This window comes from Lentzea alba (assembly GCF_011067745.1).
GTDB classification, from domain to species: domain Bacteria; phylum Actinomycetota; class Actinomycetes; order Mycobacteriales; family Pseudonocardiaceae; genus Lentzea; species Lentzea alba.
In genome coordinates this window covers 255,740-280,334 of sequence record NZ_JAAMPJ010000012.1, presented here as the reverse complement: position 1 = coordinate 280,334, position 24,595 = coordinate 255,740, and the positions used below count along the sequence as shown (strand labels likewise).

Genomic DNA, 24,595 nt, shown 5'->3' with positions numbered 1-24,595 from the left:
AAAGGAGCAGATCATGTCGAACAAAGCAGTCATCAGTCTGGCGACGGGGCTCGAGGACTCGGAGAAGGTGACCGTCGCGTTCCTGGTCGCGATCGGCGCCGCCGAGACCGGACGCGAAACGATGATGTTCCTGAGCAAGGAAGCGGTACGCCTCTCGCTGACCGGCACCGCCGCGGGCGTCGCGTGCGACGGCTGCCCGCCGCTGGCCGACCTGTTCCAGCGCTACGAGGCCGCCGGCGGGCGCTATTACGTCTGCCCGCTCTGCTTCAACGCCAAGCAGCTCGACGCCGGCAACCTCATTCCCGGCGCGGAGATCAACGGCACCATCCCGTTGTGGAAGTGGATCGGCGACGAGCCCGCGACCACGTTCAGCTACTGAAGGCGTTCAACGCCATTCGGTGACGGTGACGCTGTCGCCGACGGCGATCTCGCCGGGAGTGAGCACGGCCGCTTTCAGACCGAAACTGACGCCGTCGGGTTCGCGGCGGTAGCCCGCCAGGGTGCGCAACGGCTCGGGACCGGCGCGCACCCCGGTCGTCTGGTCGACCAGGGTCACCGCGCACCGGATGGCCAGCTCGCCGAAGCCGATCTCGGCGCCACCGATCGTCATCCGGCCCACCCGGTCCTCGGTGTGCGGCTCGGGCCAGCCGCTGATCACGATGTTGGGCCGGAACCTGTCCATCGGAACGGGATCCGCGCCCCGCGCCACGATCCGCGCGTTCAAGTCGTCCAACGAGGACAGTGAGAGGACCAGCAGCGCCGTCGGATCGGTCGCGCCGCGGGCCCGGCTCGCCCGCGCCGGCTCGCGCACCAGCCGGACCGGTCTGCCGAGCACCTCGGACAGCCACTCGGCCGCGTCGTCACCCTGGTCGATCCCGCTGCCCGGCCACTTCTCCACCTCCACCGGCCGGGTTTCCCCGTCGGCCGCCACGTCCAGCACCAGCTCGCCGCCACCGGGCGCGCTCAGCTCCAGCTTCGCGCCGTCGTGCACCAGCCGGCCTCGGATCACGGCCAGCCGCGGCGCCTCGCCCTGCCAGATCGTCGTCCCGTCCGGCTTGACCGGTGCGAACAGCCGATCACAGGCCAGTCCGGTCGCGGTGACTTCGGCCTGCTCCACCGCGATCCCGGCACATCCCTTGATCGGATACAACGTCAGCGCGTGCACGGATGCCATCCGGCCAACATACCGGCGGTGCCGCCGTCGTCGGGTGAAGACGAACCGGTTCGACTCTCTGGTCCCTTGCAGGATATGGCTTGCTGCGCGTACTTTCACTCTTCGATCGAACCGGTTCGAGTCTCCGTCTCCCCTGACCAGTTTCGGAGTCCTCATGGTTCACCGACGAACCCCCACCACCGTCCTGGCCGCGCTGGCCCTCGCGCTCACGGCGGCGGCACCGGCCCACGCCGCGGACGAGTCCGTCAGCGTCAACTTCTCCGTCACCAACGGCACCCCCACCTACCGCGCCTCCGGCTGGATCTACGGCATGACGGAGAACGGCACGGGTCCCGCCGACCACTTCTTCAAGGACGTCAAGTTCCGGTACATGCGCGCCGGCGGTGCCCAGCTCGACAGCCCCGGCGGCTGGGTGTCCGGCAGGTACGACCGCCGCTGGAACTCGACCCGCGCCCAGCTGCTGCGCACCCGTTCGCTGGGCGGCGAGTTCATCCTGCTGGTCCACGACCTGTGGGGCGCCGACGGGTATCCGATCTCGCGCTTCCCCGACGACAACGGCAACTGGGCCGATTACGACAACTTCCTCACCCGCGTGATCGACGACGTGCGAGCGACGGGCGCCCCGGTGCAGTGGGACCTGTGGAACGAACCCAACATCACGCTGTTCTGGAACCGCCCGCAGTCCCAGTACTTCGAGCTGTGGCGACGCACCTACCAACGCGTCCGGGCGGCGTTCCCCAACCAGCTGATCGTAGGCCCGAGCTGCGCGTGCACCCCCTCGACCGGCGGCTGGTGGCCGCAGTACCTGGACTTCGTGCGCGCCAACAACCTCGTGCCGGACATCATCAGCTGGCACTCGCTACCGGGCGACCCGGTGCAGAACGTGAACGTGGCGAACCAGACGCTCGACTCGCGCGGCATCCCGCACCCGCGGCCGTACCAGATCAACGAGTACGGCGCCGGCGACGAACAGAACCCCGGCGACGGCGCGTGGTACATCACGCGCCTCGAACGGGCGGGCGCGGACGGCCTGCGAGCGAACTGGGCCAGCGCCGGCAACCTGCACAACGATCTCGGCAACCTGCTCGTCCGCAACTCGGCCGGGCAGCACCAGCCCAAGGGCGAGTGGTGGGTCTACCGCTTCTACGCCTCGCAAACCGGCCAGATCGTCGCCACGACACCGAGCCAGGCCTACGACTCGTTCGCCACGAAGTCGAACGGCGTGGCGAAGATCCTCGTCGGTGGTGGCGGCACCACCGGCAACGTCGCGGTCGCCCTGCAACGCCTGGACACCACCACCGGCATCGTGCAGAACAACCAGGTGCGCGTGCTCGTCCAGCGCATCCCGCACAACAACGGCGGCGCGGTCCAGGGCCCGGTCACCGTGCAGAACTCGGTGGTGACGCTGAACGGCAACGCGACCACGGTCAACCTGCCGCACAACAACATCGACGAGACCTTCACCATCACCCTGCTCCCACCGGGCAGCAGCGGCTTCCAGACCGTCGCCGCCGCCCAGCACTCCCAGCAGTGCCTCGACAACACGAACCTGAGCACCGCCGACGGCAACCTGCAGCAGCAGTTCTACTGCGAGGGCGGCGACCAGCAGCTGTGGAACTTCACCCCGGTGTCCGGCAGCACCGGCACCTACACCGTCGTGAACCAGCAGTCGGGCAAGTGTCTCGACGTCAGCGGATCCTCGACCGCGGACGGTGTCACCGTCGCGCAGAACACCTGCTCCCCCGGTTCGGCCAGCCAGCAGTACACGCTGCGGAAGGTCACCTACAGCGGCAACGATCCCCACGACTACCAGCTCGTCGCACGGCACAGCGGCAAGTGCGTCGACGTCAACGGGGTCTCGGCCGCGGCCGGTGCCCGGATCATTCAGTGGTCCTGCAAGCCTTCCGGGCAGGGTGGAGAGCTGAACCAGACCTGGCGACTCTGGGGCAGCTCATGAGCTGACCTGACCGGCGTCGACGGGCCGGGTCATTTCATCGCCGCTTCGCGACGATTGCGATTGGGGCTTGACTTCGGGGCCCTTGCGAGGCGCATATCGGCCTAGAAAAGCCGGGCTGATAGAGCGCCCGGCCGATCCGAACACGGTAGCACCTCGCACCCAAAGTCAAGCCCCAATCGCGCCGTGGTCGCGTCATGACCGCTTCCCGGCGTGGCATCAGGCGTTTACGACTCGGCTTCGCCATCGCCCCACCAAGACCGGCGGGGCGATCAGGCGGCGGTATGGAGAAGGTTTCTCCGGGGCTTGCGTTGCTCGTCGAGCCACCGGGGAGGGTAGAACGTGGGGATGCCGTGCTCCATTGTCACGTCCCATTCACTTTGGTGGATGAGCGTGTGGTGATGGCGGCAGAGCAGGACGGCATTGTCGACCGAAGTGTCGCCCCCGTCTGACCAATGACGTATATGGTGCCCGTCGCATTGTCTGGGTGGTCTGCCGCAGCCGGGGAAAGCGCAGCCGCGGTCGCGGGCGACGAGGGTGCGGCGGATTCCGGCGGTGAAGGTGCGGGTCTTGCGGCCGATGTCCATCGGCTGCGACTTCGCCCCCAGCAGCAGCGGGATGATGCCCGCGCTGCACGCCAGCTGACGGACCTGCTCGGCCGGGATGTGCTCGCCGTTGTCCAGCGTCGCGTAGCCGACCTGCTCAGCGAGGTCGTCGTAGCGCATGGTCACGGTGAGCGTGACCGGCTCGCCACCGTGCTCGGGCAGCTGATCGGCACGCAGCATCAGATCGACCAGCTCGGCCAGCGCATCGCCTTCGCGTTCGGACCGTGGCCGCAGGTCGGGGCCGTCCTCGGCGGTCTCCGGACGGGGCTTGGCCAGCGGGTCGAGCAGCGCCTGGTACTTGGCGCCGGTCACCGTGTCCAGCAGGGCCTTGATCTCCAGCATGCCGTTCTTCCACTGCATCACGTGCTGGTTGACCTGCGGCGCGGGCTCGGGCTCACGCGGCTCGGGATCGTTCTGATAGAGCCGGTAGGCCAGGTCCTTGCCGAACTCGCGCACCGCACGCGGCTCATGCTCCCGAGCGAAGCCCACCACGGACTCCTCAGCTTCGGCAGGCAGCGCCTTCATCACCTCGGCGACCACCGCGACATGCTCGATCGACAACGCACCCTCGGCCACCGCCTCGGCGGTCACCGGAAGCGCGGAAGCGAGCTCACTGCCGGTCGGCGTGATCTCGGAACTCAGCAATCCGGCATTCGCGACCCATTTCTTGGCCGTGGCGGGATCCCAGCGGACCGCGTGCCGCAACACCTGCGGCAAATTCTTATACCCGAGCTCGCCCGCAGCCCCACGCCGATCCAACTCGGCAATCATCTGCAAGACAGCATTCTCGCGAACCCGAATCTCCGTCACCACATCAACGAGACTGCGCAGCAGCTCGTCAGTGGAGAGGAGTCGGGTTTCGATCACGTGTTCTATCCTACCTCAAGATCACAACAGGATAACGCCTAAAGGCGACCACGATAGGGTGAACCGCTGGTCAAGCGGTAATAAGGCGACCACCGCGCGATTGGGGCTTGACTTTGGGTGCGAGGTGCTACCGTGTTCGGATCGGCCGGGCTCTCTATGCCCGGCTTTTGAAGGCCGATATGCGCCTCGCAAGGGCCCCGAAGTCAAGCCCCAATCGCAATCGTCGCGAAGCGGCGATGAAATGACCCGGCCCGGTAACGCTCGCCGCGAACCGTGCACGGACATCACGGCGTGGAGAGCTCGAACCGCGACACGGTGACCGCGCCACCGAGCGCCTGCGTGGCGTGGTTGAAGATCCCGAACCGGTAGCCCATGAAGAACTGCCATTCGTTCTTCAACGTGAACCCCGACCCGAGCGGTGAGAAGTTCACCCCGTCCGCACTGTAGGAGAACCGGGCCTGCCGACCGCTGCCCGGACGGATGTCGGCGTTGACGCGCAACCAGATCCGGTTGCCGGTGAGGTTCGCGCTCGCGATCTCCGTGCCGGTCCCGGTGGTGTTCCAGTTGCCGTCCATGGTCAGGCCGTTGACCATGACGACCCGGTTGCGGCCGTTGTCGCGTTTCACCCCGATCCACGCCGAGGAGTCGCGCAACATGACGAGGCCGCTGCGGTCGCCGTCGCGCATCGACGTCACGTCGAGCGCGACGGTGGCCGTCGACGACGGGCCCTGGATGCGGTGGGTCAGGGTGTTGCGGGCGTTGTACAGGTCGTTGGTGACGGTCGCCGTCGAGAGCCGCAAACCGTTGTTGACGCTGTACTTCGTGGTGTCCGGGTTGTGGTTCCACTCCCACTGCGGACCGAGTTTGGTGCCCGCGAACGTGTCCACGCCGATCATCGGTTTGACCTGGCGCGGTGGGGGCGGGAGGTTCGGCATCGGGTAGTTCGCACCCCAGCCGCCGTTGACCGTGGTGATGCGCGGCCAGCCGTCCGCGGTCCAGGTGATCGGTGCGAGCACCGGCATGCGGCCGCCGGGATAGGCGTCGATGAACGCCATGTAGTACCAGTCGCCGTTCTGCGTCTGCACGAGGCCGCCCTGGTGCGGCACTCCCGCGCCCTGGACCGGGGAAGGCATGTTCAGCAGCACCTGCTGGACTGTGTACGGGCCGAACGGGTTGGAGGCCTTGAGCACGTACTGGCCGTTCGCAGGCCTGGTCAGCCAGATGTAGTAGTTGCCGTTGCGCTTGTAGAACCGGGCGCCTTCAAGGGTTCCGATGTTCGACGGGGTCTGGAACACCTGCTGCGAGCGCACCTCGGACTTCCCGTCCGGCGAGAGCTGCGCGACGCTGATCTGGGTGTTGCCGTAGGCCACGTACATCGTGTCGTTGTCGTCGACCAGCATCCCGGCGTCGAAGTAGCACTTGTTGATGGTGGACAACTTGGACCACTGGCCGTCTACCGCCGAGGCGGTGTAGACGTGGGTCTGCGCGAAGTCGACACACCCACCCCAGTAGTAGGTTCTGTTGCTCTTGCGGTAGTTCAGGAACGACGCCCAGATCCCGCGCACGTAACCGCGGCCGCCGTTGAGGTCGTACTTGGCGCCGAAGTCCAGCCGTGGCACGGAGTGTCCGGCGTACTCCCAGTTGACCAGGTCGTAGGAGCGCAGGATCGGCGCGCCCGGCGAGTAGTGCATGGTCGACGCCGAGTAGTAGTACGCGTCGTCCACGCGGATGATGTCGCCGTCCGCGAAGTCCTGCCACACCACCGGGTTCTTGAACGAGGCGGCCTGAGTCGTGCCGGAGGCCGTGCTCGCGGTGAGTCCGCCGGCCGCGAAGACGAGTGCGGCGAGAGTCGCCGCGATCCGTGTGCGCTTCATGATCGTGCCCACTTCTGGTTGGACTGACCGTTGCAGGTCCACAGCACCAGCCGCGAGCCGTTGGCGGTGCCGGACCGTTCGACGTCCAGGCAGAGACCGGCGTTGGCGTTGCGGATCGAGCCGTCGGCCGCCACCGTCCAGCGCTGGTTCGCCTGGCCGTTGCACGACCAGCTGATGACGCGGGTGCCGGTGGCGGTGCCCTGGTTGTAGGCGTCCAGGCACTTGTCGCCGAAGACGCGGATCTCGCCGTTCGGCCACGTGGTCCACTGCTGGCTCGCCGCGGTGTGACAGTCCTGGATCACCGTGTTCGCACCGGCCGCCGTGGAGCCGTTCTCCACGTCGAGGCACCGGTTGGACGATGCGCCGCGCAGCCGGGCGGTGGTACCGGTGATCGGGCTGCCGCCGGACACGCGATAGGCGGCCACGCCGTGTGCCGGGACGGAGGCGGAGATCGCGCCCGAGGTGGTGGACGTGCCGCCGGTCCACAGGTCGGTCAGCGTGAAGCCGGTGCCGGACAGGCCGATCTGAGCGGCCGTGGTGGACACGGTCGCGGTGCCGTTGCCCCGGTTGAACAGTCCGATCGCGACCGAGCCGTCCGACAGCGGTTTGGCGAACACCTCGGTGGCGCCGTCATCGCGCACGCGCCGTCCGCCGGCACCGAGCCGGTCCTGGTTCACAGCGAGCAGGCGCGAGTTGCGCAGGATCGCGCTCACGTCGGCGGACATGGTGCGGATGTCGTTGCCCGCCATGAGCGGCGCGCCCAGCAACGACCACAGCGCGAAGTGCGAGCGGGCCTCGGTGAGCGAGAGGCCGGGGCGTCCGACGACGAGCATGTCCGGGTCGTTCCAGTGGCCGGGGCCGGACTGGACGGCGAGCGGGACGGTGACGTCGACGACGTTGCCCACGCCCATCGGGTAGCTGTTGACGTTGCCGTTCTGCCAGATGTCCAGCAGGTCCTCGGTGGTGCGCCACAGGTCGGCGACCTCACCCCAGTTGTACCTGTCACCGGTGATGGGGTGGAAGCTGTTGGGGTTGATGCTGTAGACGATCGGGCGGCCGGTGGCGCGCAGGGCGTCGCGCATGATCGTGAACCGGGCGACCTGCTCGTCACGGGTGCCGGCGCCCGAACACCAGTCGTACTTCAGGTAGTCCACGCCCCACGACGCGAACGACCGCGCGTCCTGGACCTCGTGGCCCTTGCTGCCGGTCGCACCGGGGTGGGCGCCGGTGCCCTGGGCGCACGTCTTCTCGTTCGGCGCCTGGTAGATGCCGAACTTCAGGCCACGCGCGTGGATGTAGTCGCCCAGCGCCTTCATGCCGCTCGGGAACTTCGTGGGATGCGAACGCAGGTTGCCCGCGGAGTCGCGCTGCGGGTCGAACCAGCAGTCGTCCACCACCACGTACTGGTAGCCGGCGTCGCGCATGCCGGAGGACACCATCGCGTCCGCGGCCTGGCGGACCTGGGCCTCGGTGATGCCGCAACCGAAGCTGTTCCAGGTGTTCCAGCCCAGCGGCGGGGTCAGTGCCGGGCTGCCGGGCGCGGCGGGTGCGGCGGCGGGGCCGGCGGTGATGGTCGCGGCGGCTACCAGCACGGCGGCGACGAGGTGCGGCAGTCGTCTAGTGCCGCGACTGGCAGCCTTTGCCCCGTATTTCGACGTCCAGACGGGTGCATCGCGGTGCCGGCCCCACGTCCTCATCCTGGTTGGCTGTGGGCGTGGGGCCGGTGCCGCGAGGCGCCCTGCTGGGCGTCGGAAGACGCGGCGAAGGTTGCCGGTCGCGGCACTTGGCCGGATGGGCATCGTCGGTCCCTCTCTGGCAGGGTGACGCCGCCGGGGATCCGGGTTCCCGGCGGCGTCGGTCTGGGGGTCAGCAGGTCGAGTTGGTCTGGGTCAGCAGGCCGAGCCGCCACGGCAGCTTGTTGTAGTCACCGCCGGAGTTGGGGTTCATCCCCTGGTAGAGGAAGCGGAGCTGACAGGGGTTGATCTCCATCGTCTGGTCGAGCCCGGCGCGGATCATCTCGCCGTGGCTGATGTCGCGCGTCCACTGTCCACCTGGGAACGTCACGTTGTTCGAGCGGGCGAACGGGTTCGACTCCTCGGCGGCAAGCGTGCTCCACGGACCGGTGATCGCCGGAGCGGTCCAGGTGCGGAACCAGCGGCGGCCGTCCGACCCGATCGCCTCGTGCACCAGCAGCCACTGGTTCTTCCCGGCGACCTTGTAGACGTTGGCGGCTTCGAACAACCGGTTGCGGTTCGAGTCCTGCATCGCGATCACGGTGTTGGTGAACCCGTTGGGGAACTGCCCCATGGTCGTTTCGGAGCGGTAGAGGTGACCGTTGTCGTCGGACGAGAACAGGTAGCACTTGGCGTTGTCACAGACCATCCAGAAGTCGACCCAGTAGCCGTTGCCGATGTTGTCGCGGATGATCTGCGGCATGCCGTTCGCGTAGAAGTTCTTCGGCGCCGACCACGACGACGGGTTCGAGATGTCCGTGGTCGTCGAGTACGACGCGTTCGATCCCGTCTGGTACACCAGGTACCACAGGCGTTGCGGCGCGAAGTAGAACACGTGCGGCGCGGCTTTGTAGCCACTGCCGACCGCCGTGCGGTCCAGGTAGTGGTGTTGTGCCGAGGCAGCCTGCGACCAGTCGGTGAAGCTCGTGTACATGATGTTGTAACCGGTGGTGTAAACCGAGGCGAACACGTGGTATTTGCCGTTGTGGTACACCACGCTCGGGTCCTTGACCGAGTAGACGTTCGGGTGTGCCGAGTCCGGTTTGGGACTGATCAGCGCGCCGCTGGAGGACCACCGGAAGCTCGACGGCAGGTTGCCGACGGGCGGATTGCCCGTCGTGGTGGTCGTGGTGGTCGTCGTGGTCGGGCCGACGTCGCCGGTGCACAGGGTGCCGTTCAGCGTGAACGCGGTGGGGTTCGGGTTGTTCGTGCCGGTGGCGGAACCGTTGAACCCGAACTCCACCTTCCCGCCGGTCGGGATCGCCGCGTTGTAGGAGACGTTTCGCGCCGTCACCTGGGCCCCGGACTGGGCCGCCTGGGCGTTCCACGCCTCCTTGACCTGCTGTCCGGCACCGAAGCTCCAGGTGAGCGTCCAGCCGTCGATCGCGTCACCGAGGTTGGTGACGCTGACGTTCGCGGTGAACCCACCGTCCCATTGGGACGGTGCGGCGTAGGACACCGAACAACCCGGCGCGGCCGCGGCGGGAGGCAGGGTCACCGCGGTGATCACGGACAGGGTGACGAGCGGTGCGGCGGCCGCGGCCGCGAGCCGGGCCCGCCGGGATGCGAACAGTCGTGCGAAGAACATGATCACCCTTCGGCGTTGGAGGGGGCGGAGGCAGGGATCACGGGCTGGAGCAGGTCGGGGCGCCGATCGACGGCGTGCCGGAACCGGAGGCGAGGAAGCCGAACGTGGTGGAGCCACTGGGGTTGATCGTGCCGTTGTAGAGCGCGTTGGTGACCGTGACCGAACCGCTGGCGGTGCCACCCCAGATCTGGGTCACGGTGTACCCGCCCGGCAGGGTGAACCGGACCGTCCAGCCGGTGATGGTCGACGCGGTGGGGTTGGCGACGGTCACTTCGCCCTGGAAGCCACCGTTCCAGCTGCCGGTCACCACCGGCGTCGCGGTGCACGGTCCGCCGGGCTGCGGCGGGTTCGGGTCGCCGATGCTGCCCGGCACGGACGACAGGGCGTTGAACCAGACCGCGGCCATCTTGCTGTAGCCGGCGGCGTTCGGGTGGATGCCGTCGGGCAGATCGGACACCGGCACCGCCGGGTACATGTCCACCACGTGCACCCGTTTGCCCGCCGCCGCCTTGGCCCTCAGCAACGGCACGATGGCGGCGTTGTAGTTGCGCACGGTCGCGTCGGCGAACCGGATCGGGATGATCGTCGAGACGAACACCTCCGCCGAGGGCGCCTGCGCGGTGATCTTGTCCACCAGCGCGGAGAGCCGCCGCGGCGCTCCTGCCGGATCGCTGCCGTACATGTCGTTGGTACCGATGTGCAGCAGGATCGTGCGCGGCGTGTAGGTGCGCAGCCAGTTCACGACGTTCGCGTCGATCTGCGCGATGGTCCAGCCGGGATGGCCTTCGTGGTTGCGGTCGGGCATCGAGGAAGGACCGTCCGACAACGAACCGACGAAGTCGACGGTGCGCCCGGCGGCGCGCAGTTTCGTGCCGAGGTCCAGCCGATAGCCACCGATCGAGCCGCCCTGGGTGATCGAGTCGCCCAGCGGCATGACCCGCACCGGATCGGCGAGCGCGGCCGGTTCCTCCACAATGGACTGGTCAGCGAGAGCCGGTGTCGCCGTCAGCAGGACGGCGACCAACACTCCGCACAGCGCCTTCAGCGGGCTCGACATGGTGAGCCTTCCTGGACAGTCAGCAACAGGGGCGACTTCCAGCAATGTAACGACGGCCGTCACACGCGGTCAAAGCTAAATGTGAGCGTTAACCTTTAGCTACTCGACATCGTCAGTGTCGAATTCTCATTCGACACAAGGGAAATCGAATCATCGACACGGCCGGAAGCCCGCCTGTCAGATCTTGGGCTGTTAGCGTGAACATGAAGTTCACCCGTGCGGCGCCGCCACCGAGCCGCCCTCACGCACCGGCATCGGCACGCGGTGGATCATCGGCGTCCGGGCGCGCCGGACGACCATCTCCACGAGAACCCTGACCGCCCACGCGCCCAGCTCGTGGTGCGGCAGCGCGACCGTGGTCAGCCGCGGCCGCATCCACGAGGCGACGGGATGGTCCTCGAACCCGATCACCGAGACGTCCTCCGGTACCGAGAGCCCGGCCTCGGCGAGCGCCTGGTAGGCACCGAACGCCAGGTGGTCGTTCAGGCACACCAGCGCTTTGGGCCGGTGCTCGCTCAGCAGTGCCGCGGTGGCGGCGAAACCGTGTTCCGGTGTCCACTTCGGACACCAGCGCGCCCCGGCCACCTCGACGTCCGCCTCGGCGAAGACCTCGCGCAGACCGCGGAGGCGCTCGGAGGCGGCGATGCTCTGCGGCGGACTGTCGTGCCTGGACGCCCCTGCGCCGATCAGGTGAATGTCGCGGTCGTGCCCGGCCTCGACCAGGAGGCGCGCTGCGGAACGGCCGGCCTGCACCTCGTCGGGCAACACCACCGGAACGGCCACGGCGGTCGCGGAGGTGGCGTTGAGCAGCACGGCGGGCACGTCGGTCAGGCAGTCCGGAACCACGACCGCCCTGGTGTGCGTGGACGCGATCACCACGCCGTCCGCGCGCCGGTCCCGCATCGCGTCGACCAACGTCCGTTCGACCAAGGGATCTCCGCCGGACTCCCCCACGAACAGCATGAACCCGTGCCGGTACGCCGCGTCCACCGCGCCCTTGATCATGTCGGCGGCCCAGCCGGACGACGTCACGCTGTCGGACACGAACCCGATCGTCTGCGATCGGCCTCCGCGCGGGCCCGTCGCCAGGACGTTGCGCCGATAACCCAGTTCGTGCGCCGTCGTGCGCACTCTCCGCTCGGCTTCCGCCGAGATGCGGAGCTCACGCGCTCGTCCGGTCAGGACGAGCGACGCCGTCGTGACCGAGACTCCGCTCGCCGCCGCGACGTCGGCCAATGTCACGCGCGCCCGTCTCACCGCGGATCCGCCTCCCGTTGCCGTGCGGGGCCAGGCCGCGCAGCACGCAGCCGGGTTCCACGAAATGCTTGCGAGCAACCGTTTTCGCCGGGCGATCCTGGGCGGTGGAACCGCCCGGCGAGCACGCTCACCGCTTCAGTCGGCCAGGCTCCCCTGCGTCACCGCGGCGCACGAGCCACGCCTCGGTGATGTGGGTGAACATGGCGTCGGCCGCACCGGCCGCGTCCTGGGCTGCGATGCGTTCGAAGATGCGCCGGTGCCCCGCGTTCGAGGCCTTGCACAGCTCACGGCCGCTCTTGCCGTGGTAGCCGGCGGAGTTGATGGCCTGCCCCTCCAGCGAACGCACGACACCGCGGGCGATGCGGTTCCCCGACGCCTGCATGATCGTGTCGTGGAAGAGGCGGTCGTGCTCCTCGTACGCCGGGACGTCACCGACCAGCTCGTCCATCCGGTCCACCAGTGCCCGCAACCGCTCGACGGTGTCCTGGCCGGCGGTGCGCGCGGCGACCTGCGCCATGTCCGACTCCAGCAGCCGCCGGGTCACCACGAGATCGTCGAGCACCGCGAGGCTCTCGTCGTCGGCGATCGCGGCGGCGAGCACCAGTTCGTCGAGCATGTTCCACTGCACCGGTGGGTTGACCGTGGTGCCCGAGCCCTGCCGCACCCGGACCAAACCCTTCTCCTGCAGGACTTTCACCGCCTCGCGGATCACCGTCCTGCTCACCGAGAAGGTCTCGCAGAGGACCGGCTCCGGGGGCAGGGTGACGCCGGTGCCGTAGCTGCCGCGGACGATGCGCTGCACGAGCTCGGCGGTGACCGCCGCGGCGAGACTGGCCGGTCTCCGCGTCCACCCCGGCGTCGTGGACTCGTCCGATGCCGGTTGGCGACCTGTCGCTGTCATCTTTGACTCCGTTGCGCCGCGGTCCGTCGATCAGGGCCAGAGTATACGTAACACCATTGACGTCACACGTCATACGAGTTACGTTCGCGTTGATTCACCCGGCCGCCGACGGCCGGCTTCTCCTGCGCGGAAGCGCTCCCTCGCCGGCCCGGCCGCCACAGTCCACAAAGGACATCTTCCTGCCCCGCCCGCCGCCACGGGAGAACGATCCACGACTCAGGAGGTCACTTGTCCACGTCCTCGTTCCCCACAGCGCGGCGGCGCACGGCACTCGCCGCCGTCGCGGTGGTGGTGACCGCCGCGATCGCCACCGCTCCCCCGGCCTCGGCCGCCACGACCACCCTGTACGCCTCGCCCGCGGGCACCGGCACCGCCTGCACCGCCACCGAGCCGTGCTCGTTGCCGGCCGCGCAGTCCGCGGTGCGGTCCCGCAACAGCACGATGTCCGGCGACATCGTGGTGGAGCTGGCCGGCGGGGTGTACCGGCTCTCGCAGCCGTTCCGGCTCACCGCGGCCGACTCGGGCAGCAACGGTCACCGCGTGCTGTGGCAGGCCGCCGCGTCGGCTCGTCCCGTCATCAGCGGTGCCAAGGCGGTCACCGGGTGGTCGGTCGCCGACGCCGGCAAGAACATCTACCGGGCGAACGTCGGCACCGGTCTGGACAGCCGCCAGCTCTACGTCGACGGCACGATCGCGACTCGGGCGCGAACGCAGGTGAACCGGTCCGACTTCACCTTCACCGACACCGGCATGCGTTTCTCGACCAGCGCGCTGGGCTACCTGAACAACCTGGCGAACCAGAACCGGGTCGAGGTGGAGAGCGTCAACTCGTTCACCGACAGGTACTCGCCGGTGCAGAGCATCAGCGGCAACTTCCTCACGATGCAACAACCCGCGTGGAACAACAACACATTCGGCTACGACGCGCTCAACAACCCGTTCCGCGCCGGGCCGCTGTACCTGGCGAACGCGTACGAGTTCCTCGACGCGCCAGGCGAGTGGTACCTCAACCCGGGCACCGGCGTGCTCTACTACATCCCGCGCGCCGGGCAGAACATGAGCAACGTCAGCGTCGAACTGCCGACGTTGCAGTCTCTTGTCGACGTCGGCGGCACCTACGACGCGCCCGCGCGGGACATCTCGTTCAGCGGCATCACCTTCACCGGCACCTCGTGGCTCGGTCCCAGCAGCAACCAGGGGTTCGCCGACCAGCAGACCGGTGCCTACATCGCGGGCAACTGGAACTGGCCCGCCGATCGGTTGAACACGTGCAAGAGCGGCTGTCCGTTGTTCGAGGCGGTCCGGCCGCACTGGTTCCAGATGCCCGCCGCCGTCCAGATCTCCGCGGCCAGTCGCATCACCTTCACCGACTCCCGCTTCGTCAACCTCGGGCAGACCGCGATCGGCATCGGCAACGACGCCAACGCGCACGCCAGCGGGGTCGGCCTGGGCGCGTCCGGCATCACGATCACCCGGTCGGAGATCGCCCACAACTCGGCGGGCGGCGTCGTGGTCGGTGGCGTGCGCGCCGACGCGCACCACCCGAGCGACCAGCGGATGGTCAACCGGGACATCACGGTCAGCTACAACCGCGTCCACGACCTCGGCATCGAGTACCGGGGCATCGTGTCGGTGCTCAACACCTACGTCACCAACGCGACAGTGGCCCACAACGAGGTCTACAACCTGCCGTACAGCGGCATTTCCCTCGGTTACGGCTGGGGTTCCAACGACGCGGGCGGCAGCAACCACTACGCCAACCGAGGCCTGTACAACTACCAGCCCCGTTACTCCACGCCCACCACCGCGTCGAACAACAAGCTCATCAACAACTACGTCCACGACGTGATGCAGCAAATGACCGACGGCGGCTGCATCTACACGCTCGGCTGGAACCCGAACGCGGAGATCAGTGGCAATCACTGCCTGCGCACCAACGGATTCTTCGGGCTCTACTTCGACGAGGGTTCGAAGTACTACCGCGCGACCGGCAACGTCTTCTCCGCCACCGGCACGTGGGCCACCGCGAACTACGGAGGTGGCGAGAACATGGGCAACTGGACGGTCACGAACAACTGGTCGACCAACGGCAGCACCAACATTTCCAACGGTGACCGCGGCAATGTCGTGAGCGGCAACGTCACGGTCTCGAACGGCAACTGGCCGGCCGGCGCGCAGGCCGTGATGGCCAACGCCGGACCGGGCGGCACCGGTGGCGGTGGCCGCGAGAACGTCACCGTCGTCGGCGCCCAGTCGAGCCGCTGCCTCGACGTCGCCGGCACGGGCAACAACGCCAGGGCGAGGCTCTGGGACTGCGGCAGCGGCGCGAACCAGCGGTGGAGCTACACGTCCGCCAGGCAGTTCACCATCGGCGGCAAGTGCCTGGACGCCTCGGGCGGGGGCACCGCCAACGGCACCGCCGCGATTCTCTGGGACTGCCACGGCGGCCTGAACCAGCAGTGGAACGTCAACGCCGACGGCAGCGTCACCGGCGCGCAGTCCGGGTTGTGCCTGGACGCCAGCGGCAACGGCACCGCGAACGGCACGCTGATCCAGCTTTGGGCGTGCCACGGCGGCCTGAACCAGCAATGGAGCCTCCGCAGTTGATCTGACCGTCCACACGCGACGGTTCCCCGTCCCGGTCGGCGCTGGCCGGGACGGGGAACCGTTCTTCTCCCTGCCGCAGGGAGGTCTCAGGAGCAGGCGGTGCCGTTCAACGCCGGTGAGGCGAACGGTGGCGTCGTCCCGCTGTAGTTCGCGTTGTACCCGATGGTCACCTGGCCGCCGGCCGGCACCGAGCCGTTCCACGACGCGTTGCCGACGCGGACCACGTCACCGGTGTCGTTCCACGTCCCGTTCCAGCCCTGCGTGACGGTGACGCCGGGAGCCGAGAACGTGAAGGTCCACCCGGTGAGGGCCGGTCCGCGGTTCTCGATGACGATCTCGGCGCCGTAGCCGCCCTGCCACTGGCTGGTCACGCGATGGCTCGCCCGGCACCCGCCGCCGGGGTTGTTGCCCGTGGTCGTGGTGGTCGTGGTGGGACCGGGTCCCGCCGCCGTCGCGAGTTCGTAGGCCCGCTGCGGCACGAACTGACCCGCCGGCGCGATGCAGCCGTCCGCCTCGCCCGGCAGCTTCACCCACAGGAACGCGTCGATCCTCGAGTCACCCGTGTTCACGGTGCTCGGGGTGCCGATCGCACGACCGGGAGGATCGCACCACTCGGTGCCCTGCGGGCCGTTGCCGTTGCGACTGGTGTCCACCACGGCCTTGAGGCGGCCGTCACCGACGGCGTTGAGCACGTTCTTCGCGAAGTTCACCTCGTCGGAGGTCGTGCGGTAGTTCGACACGTTCGTCGAGATGCCGTCGGCGCTGTTCGAGATGTCCGCGCCGCGCAGCCTGGTGGCGGCCTCCGCCGGGTTCAGCCAGGCGGAGTTCCCGATGTCGAAGTAGACCTTGGCCCGCGAGGAGCCGGACTTCAGCTTCTTGCCCGCGTAGGCCATCGACGCCTTGGTCTGGTTCTGCTGGTCGGCGTTCTGGCAGTTGCTCATGATCGGCAGGACGTCCGGTTCCAGCACGATCGTCGCCGGCCGTCCGGCGAGCCCTGCCGCGATCTCGTCCACCCACGCCCGGTACGCCTGGTGGGACGGCGCTCCGCCACCGCTCGCGCCGCCGCAGTCGCGGTTGGGGATGTTGTAGACCACCAGGATCGGGATCTTGCCCGCCGCGGCGGCCGCCCCGACGAACGAGCTGATCTCACCGCGGATCGACGAGGTGTTGGTGGTCGTGTACCACCGCGCCTGCGGTACCGAGGCGATCCGGTCGCGGATGACCGCTGCCCGCGAGTCGCCGGGGTTGGCGGCCACCCATCTGGCGCTGGAGCTCATCGGGTCCACGTAGAACGCCGACTCCGCGGCGTTCACCGCGACGCCGCCGCCCGCGGCCAGGGCGACGGTGCCCGCCACGAGCACGCCGACGGCGGCGGACGCGCCCGTCACAGGCTTCCACCGGACAGATTTGCTTGCTCTCATTCAGGTTCCTCGCAGCGTCGTCGCTGGTGCGGGATGAGCCGAACAGAGTGAGAGCGCTCTCAAATGGTCAACCTAGCCGCGTCACCACACCTGGTCAATGCTAAAAATGTTAGCGCTAACTTTAGCAAAATCGATTCGTTGAACCCGATCGAAACGTATTCGACTCTATTCGACGTGCACATTGGGAGCGCTCCCTTGTTTTTGTAACCCGTACAGCTCAATCTACCCGCCGAGTTGTACGCACCTTCTTGTGAGCGTGAACATGCAGCTGCCACACTCCTGCTGGGCGCTCTCCCAGTCGCATGGACCGAGGAAACGGTCCTGTCCGTCATGCCCGCATTCCGGGCACGTTCCCGAAAGTGTGGAGATGAAACTGACATCGAGGTCAGTGTCACTTGTCCCGATCGTTTCAACAGTCGCGGCGGCGGCCCTCGGCGCCACGCTCGTCGTGACCGCCACCGCGAACGCGGCCACCACTCTCGGTGCCGCCGCCGCGCAGTCCGGCCGCTACTACGGCACCGCGGTCGCGGCGGGCAAACTCGGCGACTCGACCTACGTGAACATCCTCAACACCGAGTTCAACATGGTCACCGCCGAGAACGAGATGAAGTGGGACGCCACCGAGCCCAACCGCGGCCAGTTCACCTACTCCAGCGGCGACCGCATCCTCAACCAGGCCGTGAGCAACGGCAAACGGGTCCGCGGCCACGCACTGCTGTGGCACCAGCAGGAACCGGGCTGGGCACAGCGCATGGAAGGCTCCGACCTGCGCCAGGCCATGCTGAACCACGTGACCCAGGTCGCCACCCACTACCGGGGCAAGATCTACGCCTGGGACGTCGTCAACGAAGCGTTCGCCGACGGCGGCAGCGGCGGCCGGCGCGACTCCAACCTCCAGCGCACCGGCAACGACTGGATCGAGGCCGCGTTCCGCGCCGCCCGCGCCGCCGACCCCGCCGCGAAGCTCTGCTACAACGACTACAACACCGACGGCATCAACGCGAAGTCCACCGGCGTCTACAACATGGTCCGCGACTTCAAGTCCCGCGGCGTGCCGATCGACTGCGTCGGCTTCCAGGCCCACCTCACCAACAACGCACCCTCGGACATGCGGGCGAACCTGCAGCGTTTCGCCGACCTCGGTGTCGACGTCCAGATCACCGAGCTCGACATCGCCGGAGCCAACCAGGCCAACGCCTACGCCGCGGTCACCAAAGCCTGCCTGGCCGTCACCCGCTGCACCGGCATCACCGTCTGGGGCATCCGCGACACCGACTCCTGGCGCAGGGGCGAGAACCCCTTGCTGTTCACCGGCTCCGGCGCCAAGAAACCCGCGTACAACGCGGTGCTCGACGCGCTCAACGCCGGTGGCCCCGGCCCCACTACGACCACGACCACGACCACGACGTCGAACGATCCCGGCCCTGGTGACTGCACCGCGTCGGTGTCGCTGAACCAGTGGGGCGAGGGGTTCGTCGCCACGGTCAAGGTCACCGCCGGATCCTCCGCACTGCGCGGCTGGCGGGTCACGACGACCCTGTCGAACGGCACGGTCACCAACTCCTGGGGCGCCAACCGCAGCGGTACCAGCGGAACCGTCAACTGGACCAATGTGGACTACAACGGCAGCGTGCCGGCCGGTCAGTCGACCGAGTTCGGTTTCCAGGGCGCCGGCAGCGGATCAGGGCTCAACCCGACCTGCGCCGCGAGTTGACGTTCCGCAGCACACAACCGGAGGGGACCGCCCCGCGGATCGGCCGAACAGCCCGGTCCGCGGGTGCCTTCCCCGCCCTCGGGGAGACGATGATGGCCACGAAACGTTGGTTCTGGACGACCATCGCCGCGGTGGCGGGCCTGGTCCTGACGATGATCGCCCCGGCGAGGGCGGACAACCCGATCGTGCAGCACATCTACACCGCTGACCCGGCTCCGCTGGTCCACAACGGACGGGTCTACCTCTACACCGGACACGACGAGGACAACTCGACCTGGTTCACCATGAAGGAATGGCGGGTCTGGTCGTCGGCCGACATGGTGAACTGGACCGACCACGGCTCACCCATGAGCCTCGCCACCTTCAGCTGGGCCAAGCAGGACGCGTGGGCCGGGCAGGCGATCGAGCGCAACGGCAAGTTCTACTGGTACGTCCCCGTCGTCACCAAGGCCAGCGGCCGCCCGGCCATCGGGGTCGGCGTCGCCGACAGCCCCACCGGCCCGTTCCGCGACGCCCTCGGCCGTCCCCTGGTGGAGAACGGCGAGATCGACCCCACGGTCATGATCGACGACGGTGGTCAGGCGTACCTGTACTGGGGCAACCCGAACCTCTCGTACGTCCGCCTCAACGCCGACATGATCTCCTACTCGGGCGGTGTCAACCGGATCCCGCTGACCACGGCCGGGTTCGGCACCCGCACCGGTGACCCGAACCGGCCCACCCTCTACGAGGAAGGACCCTGGGTCTACAAGCGCAACGGCTTGTACTACAACGTTTTCGCGGCCAAGTGCTGCTCGGAGTTCATCGCCTACTCCACGGCTCCCGGCCCCACCGGCCCGTGGACCTACCGCGGCACCGTGATGCCCACCCAGGGCAGCAGCTTCACGAACCACGCCGGCATCATCGACTTCAAGGGCAGCTCGTACTTCTTCTACCACAACGGCGCCCTGCCGGGCGGTGGTGGCTTCACCCGCTCCGTCGCGGTCGAGAAGTTCAGCTACAACGCCGACGGCACCATTCCGACGATCACCATGAGCACCGCCGGACCACCCGCCGCGGGCACGCTCGATCCCTATGTCCGCCAGGAAGCCGAGACGATCGCCTGGGGCAGCGGCATCGAGACCGAGGTCTCCAGCGAAGGCGGCATGAACGTCGGCTTCATCGACAACGGTGACCACATCAAGGTGAAGAACGTCGCTTTCGGTTCCGGCGCGACGACGTTCACCGCTCGGGTCGCGTCCGTCGTCGCCGGCAGTGCCGTCGAGGTTCGCAGCGGTGGCCCGACCGGGGCGCTCGCGGGCCGTTGCTCGGTGCCCAACACCGGCGGCTGGCAGAACTGGACCACCGTCACGTGCCCGGTGAACGGCCTGACCGGCACCCGCGACCTCTACCTGAGGTTCAGCGGTGGCAACGGTTTCCTGCTCAACGTGAACTGGTGGCAGTTCGGCCGGGGTTCGGCGTCATGACCGCCCGGTCGTGCTCGGAGAGGTTCGGCCTCATCGCACTCGTCGCGGCGCTGGTGCTGCTGATCGCCGCCGTCGCACTTTCGCTGGTGCCGCAACCCGAACTGGCCGCGTCCGCCAGCGGATCCACGCTCAACCGCGAGCAGTGCGCCGTCGGCTGACCCCGCCTTCTCCCCCTCGACCACTGGAGGACCGACATGTCCGACCTGAACCGGCGGCAGCTCATGAAGCTCGGTGCGGGGGTCGTGCTGACGCAGGCGGGATGGACGGCGACCGGGACCGCCGCCGCCGCCGAGGTGCGGGCGAACGACCTCTCGCTGTGGTACGACCGTCCCGCGGGCAACGACTGGCTGCGCGCGCTGCCGGTGGGCAACGGCCGGCTCGGCGCGATGGTGTTCGGCAACACCGACACCGAACGCCTGCAGCTCAACGAAGACACGGTCTGGGCAGGCGGTCCGCACGACTACAGCAATCCGCGAGGTGCCGGGTCCCTGGCCCAGATCCGGCAGCTCGTGTTCTCCAACCAGTGGACGCAGGCGCAGTCGCTGATCGACCAGACGATGCTCGGCAACCCGGCCGGGCAGCTCGCCTACCAACCGGTCGGCGACCTCAGGCTGGCCCTGCCGTCCGCGACCGCGACCGCGTATCAGCGCTCACTCGATCTCACCACAGCGACGACCGTGGTGACCTTCACGGCGAACAACGTGCGTCACCGGCGCGAGGTGTTCGCGAGCGCGCCGGACCAGGTGATCGTCGTGCGCCTGACCGCGGAGACGCCGGGCTCCATCTCGTTCACCGCGACGTTCGGCTCTCCGCAGCGCACGACGACGTCGAGCCCGGACGGCACGACGATCGCGCTGGACGGTATTTCCGGTACCCAGCGCGGAATCGCGGGCACGGTCCGGTTCCTCGCCCTGGCCAAGGCCGTGGCGGAGGGCGGCTCCGTCACCAGCTCGGGCGCGACGTTGCGGGTGAGCAACGCCAACGCGGTGACCCTGCTGATCTCCATCGGCACCAGCTACGTCGACTTCCGCACGGTCAACGGCGACCACCAGGGAATCGCCCGCAGCCGCCTGAACGCCGCGCAGGGCCTCGCCTTCGACACCCTGCGGGCCCGTCACGTCGCCGACTACCAGGCGTTGTTCGGGCGCGTGACGCTCGACCTCGGCCGCACGACGGCGGCCGACCAGCCGACCGACGTCCGCATCACCCGCCACGCGAGCACGTCCGACCCGCAGTTCTCCGTGCTGTTGTTCCAGTACGGCAGGTACCTGCTGATCTCGTCGTCACGCCCCGGCACGCAACCGGCGAACCTGCAGGGCATCTGGAACGACCAGATGGCCCCGTCGTGGGACTCGAAGTACACGATCAACGCCAACCTGCCGATGAACTACTGGCCGGCGGACACCACCAATCTCGCCGAGTGCCACCAGCCGGTGTTCCGCATGATCAACGACCTCACCGTCACCGGCGCCCGCACCGCGCAGGTGCAGTACAACGCGCGCGGCTGGGTCACCCACCACAACACCGACGCCTGGCGCGGTAGTTCGGTCGTCGACTTCGCGGCGGCGGGCATGTGGCAGACCGGCGGGGCGTGGCTGTCGACGATGATCTGGGACCACTACCGGTTCACCGGCGACGTCGCCTTCCTGCGCACGTACTACCCGGCGCTCAAGGGATGCGCGCAGTTCTTCCTCGACACGCTCGTCACCGAGCCGAGTCTCGGTCACCTCGTCACCAACCCGTCGAACTCGCCGGAGCTCAACCACCACGCGAACGCCAGCGTGTGCGCCGGGCCGACGATGGACATGCAGATCCTGCGCGACCTGTTCGACGGCTGCGCGAGCGCGTCCGAGGTGCTGGGTGTCGACGCCGACCTGCGCGCGCAGGTGCGGGCGGCACGGCAGCGGCTGGCCCCGACGAAGGTCGGCTCGCGCGGCAACGTGATGGAGTGGCTCCACGACTGGGTCGAGACCGAGCCGAACCACCGGCACGTCTCGCACCTGTACGGCCTGCACCCCAGCAACCAGATCACCAAGCGCGGCACTCCGCAGTTGCACGCCGCGGCCCGCCGCACCCTCGAACTGCGTGGGGACGCGGGCACCGGCTGGTCGCTCGCCTGGAAGATCAACTACTGGGCGCGGCTGGAGGAGGGCAGGCGCGCGCACGACCTGCTCCGGTCCCTGGTCACGACCGAACGCCTCGCGCCCAACATGTTCGACCTGCATCCGCCGTTCCAGATCGACGGCAACTTCGGCGCGACCTCCGGCATCGCGGAAATGCTGCTGCACAGCCACAACGGCGAGCTGCACGTGCTACCCGCGCTGCCACCCGCGTGGCCGGCCGGCAGTGTCACGGGCCTGCGCGGGCGTGGCGGGTACACGGTCGGTGCGACGTGGAGTGCCGACGGCGCGATCGTCCTGACCGTCACACCGGACCGCGACGGTGCCGTCCGCCTGCGGAACCGGATCTTCACCGGCACGTTCGAGCTGCGCGACACCACGGTCGGCACGGTGATCCAGCCGGCCCAGCCGGAGGCGGACGTCGCCGAGTTCCCGGTACTGGCGGGACACGTCTACCGCGCTTCGGGCCAAGGCTCGGGATCGGTCGTTCGACCAGGCGTGCACTACCGGCTCGTCGCGCGGCACAGCGGGAAGTACGCCGACGTCAGCGGTGTGTCCACCGCGCCGGGCGCACTGCTCCAGCAGTGGTCGCGGACGAGTGGGTTGAACCAGCAGTTCGACTTCCTCGACTCCGGCGGCGGCTACTACCGGATCCGGGCGAGGCACAGCGGTCTGGTGCTCCAGGTCGCGAGTTCGAGCACCGGCGCCGACATCACCCAGCAGACCGACACCGGCGCGGCCGGCCAGCAGTGGCAGGTGCTCGACCAGGCCGGCGGGGTGATCAGCCTCGTCAACCGGCAGAGCGGGCTCGCCATGGACGTCTGGAGCGCGGGGACCGCAGACGGCGTCCGCGTGTCCCAGTGGACCCGGACGGGCGCGGAGAACCAGATGTTCCAACTCCAACCAGTGTGACAACCGGAGGGACAACGATGTTCCAGCAACGGATCGCGATCGCCCTGGCCGCCGCCAGTGCCGTGGTCTTCCTGGGTGCGGCGGGAATCGCGCTCGGCGGCCCGGACCCCGGCCACGTCGGCGCGATGGCGGGCACAGCGGGGTGCGGCAAGGCTCCCACGCTGACCAGCGGCCCGCACACCATCACCAGTGGCGGCCAGAACCGCTCGTACGTCCTGCGGTTGCCGCCCGGCTACGACAGCAACCGCCAGTACCGGCTGTTCGTCGGCCTGCACTGGCGCGGCGGCACCATGAACGACGTCGACTCCGGCGGTTCCGACGGCTACAACTGGTCGTACTACGGGCTGCGGCGGCTTTCCGACCAGGCGAACAACGGCACGATCTTCGTCGCGCCCCAGGGCAACGGCAACGGCTGGGCCAACCCCGGCGGGCAGGACCTCACGTTCATCGACGACCTGGTCCGGTTGCTGGACAACGGACTGTGCATCGACACGACCCAGCGCTTCGCCGGTGGCTTCAGCTACGGCGGCGGGATGTCGTACTCGATCGCCTGCTCTCGCGCGAACGTGTTCCGCGCGGTGGTCGTCTACTCCGGCGCGGAGCTCAGCGGCTGCAACGGCGGCAACCAGCCGATCGCGTACATGGGCATCCACGGCATCAGCGACAACGTGCTCGGCATCGGCCTGGGCCGCGGGCTGCGCGACAGGTTCGTGCGCAACAACGGTTGCACAGCCCAGAACGCGCCAGAACCGCGTGCGGGCAGCCGGACGCACATCGTCACCAACTACAGCGGCTGCCGGGCGGGCTATCCCGTGGTGTGGGCGGCGTTCGACGGTGGGCACACGCCGGGCCCGATCGACTCCGGCGGCGACGGCTGGCGGACCTGGACGTCCGGCGAGGCGTGGAAGTTCATCACCTCTCTCGGGGGCGGCGGCGGCCCCACGAGCACCACGACCACGACGACGACCACCACCACCACCACCACCACGAACCCGCCCGGTGACGCCGAATGCAAGGTCGGCGACGCGATCAACGCGTGGAACACCGGCCTGACCTCGACCATCACCATCACGAACACCGGCACCACGCCGATCAGCGGGTGGTCGCTGGTCTTCACCCTGCCCGGCGGGCAGGCCATCACGTCCAGCTGGAGCGCCACCTACTCCCCGGCGTCGGGCCAGGTGACGGCCAGGAACGTCTCCTACAACGGCGACATCGCTCCTGGCGCGTCGATCAGCATCGGCTTCCAGGCCACCCACACGGGCAACACCTCGGCTCCGCCCTCGTTCGCCCTCAACGGGAAGACGTGCGCGGCCGCCTGACCACCATCGAGGAGAGTGCGAAC

The 24,595-nt window shown here is 68.4% G+C and carries 17 protein-coding genes; 8 read left to right on the top strand and 9 right to left on the bottom strand.

Annotated features, from left to right (window positions below; genetic code table 11):
* Positions 1 to 13: 13 nt before the first annotated feature.
* On the top strand, positions 14 to 379 hold the full coding sequence (locus G7043_RS36155) for a DsrE family protein (protein ID WP_166053162.1): 366 nt from the start codon (positions 14 to 16) through the stop codon (positions 377 to 379).
* Between the two features lie 6 nt (positions 380 to 385).
* Here G7043_RS36155 and G7043_RS36150 read toward each other — a convergent pair whose 3' ends face one another.
* Entirely contained in the window at positions 386 to 1,174 is a 789-nt protein-coding gene (locus tag G7043_RS36150; protein WP_166053161.1) for an MOSC domain-containing protein, read from the bottom strand.
* A 154-nt stretch (positions 1,175 to 1,328) separates the two neighbouring features.
* Here G7043_RS36150 and G7043_RS36145 point away from each other — a divergent pair, with 154 nt between their 5' ends.
* Positions 1,329 to 3,131 (top strand): RICIN domain-containing protein, encoded by a 1,803-nt coding sequence (locus tag G7043_RS36145; RefSeq protein WP_166053160.1) that lies wholly within the window; start codon positions 1,329 to 1,331, stop codon positions 3,129 to 3,131.
* A 269-nt stretch (positions 3,132 to 3,400) separates the two neighbouring features.
* On the opposite strand, the gene G7043_RS36140 is transcribed toward G7043_RS36145, so the two are convergent.
* From G7043_RS36140 to G7043_RS36110, 7 genes are all read right to left on the bottom strand, one after another.
* Positions 3,401 to 4,600 carry an HNH endonuclease signature motif containing protein gene (locus G7043_RS36140; protein ID WP_166053159.1) on the bottom strand — a complete coding sequence of 400 codons (1,200 nt, stop codon included), beginning with the start codon at positions 4,598 to 4,600 and terminating at the stop codon, positions 3,401 to 3,403.
* A gap of 284 nt (positions 4,601 to 4,884) precedes the next feature.
* The gene (locus G7043_RS36135; RefSeq protein WP_166053158.1) at positions 4,885 to 6,474 is read right to left on the bottom strand and encodes a glycoside hydrolase family 43 protein; all 1,590 of its coding nucleotides are present in this window, start codon (positions 6,472 to 6,474) and stop codon (positions 4,885 to 4,887) included.
* On the bottom strand, positions 6,471 to 8,171 hold the full coding sequence (locus G7043_RS36130) for a glycoside hydrolase family 27 protein (RefSeq protein ID WP_166053157.1): 1,701 nt from the start codon (positions 8,169 to 8,171) through the stop codon (positions 6,471 to 6,473). The genes G7043_RS36135 and G7043_RS36130 overlap by 4 nt, the downstream gene beginning before the upstream one ends.
* A 169-nt stretch (positions 8,172 to 8,340) precedes the next feature.
* Positions 8,341 to 9,795 carry a non-reducing end alpha-L-arabinofuranosidase family hydrolase gene (locus tag G7043_RS36125; protein ID WP_166053156.1) on the bottom strand — a complete coding sequence of 485 codons (1,455 nt, stop codon included), beginning with the start codon at positions 9,793 to 9,795 and terminating at the stop codon, positions 8,341 to 8,343.
* 37 nt (positions 9,796 to 9,832) lie between these two features.
* Positions 9,833 to 10,852 carry a GDSL-type esterase/lipase family protein gene (locus tag G7043_RS36120; protein WP_166053154.1) on the bottom strand — a complete coding sequence of 340 codons (1,020 nt, stop codon included), beginning with the start codon at positions 10,850 to 10,852 and terminating at the stop codon, positions 9,833 to 9,835.
* Positions 10,853 to 11,062: 210 nt separating this feature from the next.
* Entirely contained in the window at positions 11,063 to 12,109 is a 1,047-nt protein-coding gene (locus G7043_RS36115) for a LacI family DNA-binding transcriptional regulator (RefSeq protein ID WP_207312183.1), read from the bottom strand.
* 127 nt (positions 12,110 to 12,236) lie between these two features.
* Positions 12,237 to 13,010 (bottom strand): FadR/GntR family transcriptional regulator, encoded by a 774-nt coding sequence (locus G7043_RS36110; protein ID WP_166053153.1) that lies wholly within the window; start codon positions 13,008 to 13,010, stop codon positions 12,237 to 12,239.
* A 228-nt stretch (positions 13,011 to 13,238) separates the two neighbouring features.
* Between G7043_RS36110 and G7043_RS48800 the strand changes: the two genes are divergently transcribed.
* The gene (locus tag G7043_RS48800) at positions 13,239 to 15,617 is read left to right on the top strand and encodes an RICIN domain-containing protein (protein ID WP_242643043.1); all 2,379 of its coding nucleotides are present in this window, start codon (positions 13,239 to 13,241) and stop codon (positions 15,615 to 15,617) included.
* Positions 15,618 to 15,703: 86 nt separating this feature from the next.
* Here the strand turns inward: G7043_RS48800 and G7043_RS36100 are convergent, their stop codons facing one another.
* On the bottom strand, positions 15,704 to 17,038 hold the full coding sequence (locus G7043_RS36100; protein ID WP_166053152.1) for a glycoside hydrolase family 6 protein: 1,335 nt from the start codon (positions 17,036 to 17,038) through the stop codon (positions 15,704 to 15,706).
* Between the two features lie 367 nt (positions 17,039 to 17,405).
* Here G7043_RS36100 and G7043_RS36095 point away from each other — a divergent pair, with 367 nt between their 5' ends.
* From G7043_RS36095 to G7043_RS36075, 5 genes are all read left to right on the top strand, one after another.
* A complete protein-coding gene (locus G7043_RS36095) occupies positions 17,406 to 18,752 on the top strand; it encodes an endo-1,4-beta-xylanase (protein ID WP_207312182.1) in 1,347 nt (448 codons plus the stop codon).
* Between the two features lie 92 nt (positions 18,753 to 18,844).
* A complete protein-coding gene (locus G7043_RS36090) occupies positions 18,845 to 20,218 on the top strand; it encodes a glycoside hydrolase family 43 protein (RefSeq protein WP_166053150.1) in 1,374 nt (457 codons plus the stop codon).
* Positions 20,215 to 20,376, top strand: coding sequence for a hypothetical protein (locus tag G7043_RS36085; RefSeq protein WP_207312181.1), 162 nt, complete (start codon positions 20,215 to 20,217; stop codon positions 20,374 to 20,376). Before G7043_RS36090 ends, G7043_RS36085 begins: the two co-directional genes overlap by 4 nt.
* 36 nt (positions 20,377 to 20,412) lie before the next feature.
* On the top strand, positions 20,413 to 23,250 hold the full coding sequence (locus tag G7043_RS36080) for a glycosyl hydrolase family 95 catalytic domain-containing protein (protein ID WP_166053148.1): 2,838 nt from the start codon (positions 20,413 to 20,415) through the stop codon (positions 23,248 to 23,250).
* A 17-nt stretch (positions 23,251 to 23,267) separates the two neighbouring features.
* Complete coding sequence (locus G7043_RS36075; RefSeq protein ID WP_166053147.1) at positions 23,268 to 24,572, top strand: cellulose binding domain-containing protein; 1,305 nt, start codon at positions 23,268 to 23,270, stop codon at positions 24,570 to 24,572.
* Positions 24,573 to 24,595: the final 23 nt, after the last annotated feature.

What these genes read in the sequence shown, in the direction of transcription:
- G7043_RS36155 (WP_166053162.1), top strand. Translation starts at nt 14, where the DNA reads ATGTCGAACAAAGCAGTCATCAGTCTGGCGACGGGGCTCGAGGACTCG.
- G7043_RS36150 (WP_166053161.1), bottom strand. Translation starts at nt 1,174, where the DNA reads ATGGCATCCGTGCACGCGCTGACGTTGTATCCGATCAAGGGATGTGCC.
- G7043_RS36145 (WP_166053160.1), top strand. Translation starts at nt 1,329, where the DNA reads ATGGTTCACCGACGAACCCCCACCACCGTCCTGGCCGCGCTGGCCCTC.
- G7043_RS36135 (WP_166053158.1), bottom strand. Translation starts at nt 6,474, where the DNA reads ATGAAGCGCACACGGATCGCGGCGACTCTCGCCGCACTCGTCTTCGCG.
- G7043_RS36130 (WP_166053157.1), bottom strand. Translation starts at nt 8,171, where the DNA reads ATGAGGACGTGGGGCCGGCACCGCGATGCACCCGTCTGGACGTCGAAA.
- G7043_RS36125 (WP_166053156.1), bottom strand. Translation starts at nt 9,795, where the DNA reads ATGTTCTTCGCACGACTGTTCGCATCCCGGCGGGCCCGGCTCGCGGCC.
- G7043_RS36120 (WP_166053154.1), bottom strand. Translation starts at nt 10,852, where the DNA reads ATGTCGAGCCCGCTGAAGGCGCTGTGCGGAGTGTTGGTCGCCGTCCTG.
- G7043_RS36110 (WP_166053153.1), bottom strand. Translation starts at nt 13,010, where the DNA reads ATGACAGCGACAGGTCGCCAACCGGCATCGGACGAGTCCACGACGCCG.
- G7043_RS36100 (WP_166053152.1), bottom strand. Translation starts at nt 17,038, where the DNA reads ATGAGAGCAAGCAAATCTGTCCGGTGGAAGCCTGTGACGGGCGCGTCC.
- G7043_RS36095 (WP_207312182.1), top strand. Translation starts at nt 17,406, where the DNA reads ATGAAACTGACATCGAGGTCAGTGTCACTTGTCCCGATCGTTTCAACA.
- G7043_RS36090 (WP_166053150.1), top strand. Translation starts at nt 18,845, where the DNA reads ATGGCCACGAAACGTTGGTTCTGGACGACCATCGCCGCGGTGGCGGGC.
- G7043_RS36085 (WP_207312181.1), top strand. Translation starts at nt 20,215, where the DNA reads ATGACCGCCCGGTCGTGCTCGGAGAGGTTCGGCCTCATCGCACTCGTC.
- G7043_RS36080 (WP_166053148.1), top strand. Translation starts at nt 20,413, where the DNA reads ATGTCCGACCTGAACCGGCGGCAGCTCATGAAGCTCGGTGCGGGGGTC.
- G7043_RS36075 (WP_166053147.1), top strand. Translation starts at nt 23,268, where the DNA reads ATGTTCCAGCAACGGATCGCGATCGCCCTGGCCGCCGCCAGTGCCGTG.